Genomic DNA, 1,383 nt, shown 5'->3' on the forward strand with positions numbered 1-1,383 from the left:
GGGGAGAAGTTTAAGGTGGGTAGGGGTGTTAAAGGTGCTTTCCAGGAGCCAAAGGTGCGATCGATCAGGGCGATCGCATCTTCGGTCGATATTCTGCCGGCTACAGAAATAACTACATTGTCGGGACGAAAATAGGTTTTGTGGAACTGTTCGAGATCGTTGCGGGTAAGCTTTGACATCGTAGCTTCCGTGCCCAAGGTAGAGAAAGCGTAGGGATGTTCTTTGTACATCGCCTGTCGCAATTGCTCGAAGGCGATCGCAAATGGCTGTTCTTGCTGCGATCGAATTGCTGATATGGCGATGCGGCGTTCGAGTTCGACTTCAGCTTCCGGGAAAGTGGGCGATCGCATCAATTCCGCCGCCAATTCCAAAATGTCTTGAAAATCGGCAGCAACCGTCTTCACACTGACTAAAAAATAATCTGTAGTCGAGTCTGTACCCAATCTCGCTCCCACCGATTCTACACGTTCGGCTATTTCCAGCGAAGAATGGCGATCGGTTCCCTTAGTCATTACCGCCGACAGCAAATGACACAATCCTGCTTGTTCGGGCTGTACGCAGCGACTACCGGCCCGCAGGAATATCCTAGCTGAAATAATATCTGCGGCTGGATTTTCTGCTGCTAAGACAACGATACCGTTATCTAAAATAGTGCGCTGGATTTCATTTTTCATCATTAATTTAGTTGATAATTGGGAATTTGGAATGTTTGACACTCCCCGGCTATCAGGCGCGAGGATTCTTGGATCATCCAGTTGATTTGCTCGTTGATGTCACCACCAGCGAGTAGAGATCAGTTTCCCAGCGTGAATTCCGGTGTGCCCCACCGTATTTAAATCGATTCCTGTATGAGCTTTTAAGCCTTTAGCTAGAATGTTTAACGCGGCATTGTGATCGCGATCTAATATCGTTCCGCAACCGCAAATATGCGTTCGGGTTGATAAATTTTTCTTAACAATGTCGCCACAGTTTGAACATTCCTGAGATGTGTATTGTGGTGGAACAGCGATAACTGTTTTGCTGTACACTTTTCCAAAATACTTCAGCCATTGAGCAAATTGTGACCACGCAGCATCACTAATCGACTTAGCGAGTTTATGGTTTTTAACCATATTACGCACTTGAAGGTCGACCTAGGCTACAAAATCGTTAGATTTCACTACGCACAACGCCGTCTTAATGGCGAAGTCTTTACGCTGCCGACTAACCTTTAGGTGCTTTCTTCCTAACTTGTCGATCGCCTTTTGCCGGCTTTGGGAGCCTTTCTTTTTCCGACAAACTCGCTTCTGCAATCTCTTCAAAGCTTTTTCGCTTTGGCGGAGATACCGAGGATTAGGAACTGTTTCGCCGTTGCTGTCAGTATAGAAGTGGTTTAATCCCACA

General features: G+C 46.6%; 1 protein-coding gene and 1 pseudogene. Both read right to left on the reverse strand.

From position 1 onward, the window contains the following. Positions 1-674: M16 family metallopeptidase (locus IQ263_RS28025; RefSeq protein ID WP_194071288.1), on the reverse strand; the 674-nt coding region annotated here is incomplete at its 3' end. 99 nt (positions 675-773) lie between these two features. After that, positions 774-1,383, reverse strand: a pseudogene (locus tag IQ263_RS30155) (RNA-guided endonuclease InsQ/TnpB family protein); the annotation flags it as partial.

Origin of the sequence: Tychonema sp. LEGE 06208, assembly GCF_015207505.1 — a bacterium.
In the GTDB taxonomy this organism is placed as follows: Bacteria; Cyanobacteriota; Cyanobacteriia; order Cyanobacteriales; family Microcoleaceae; genus Microcoleus.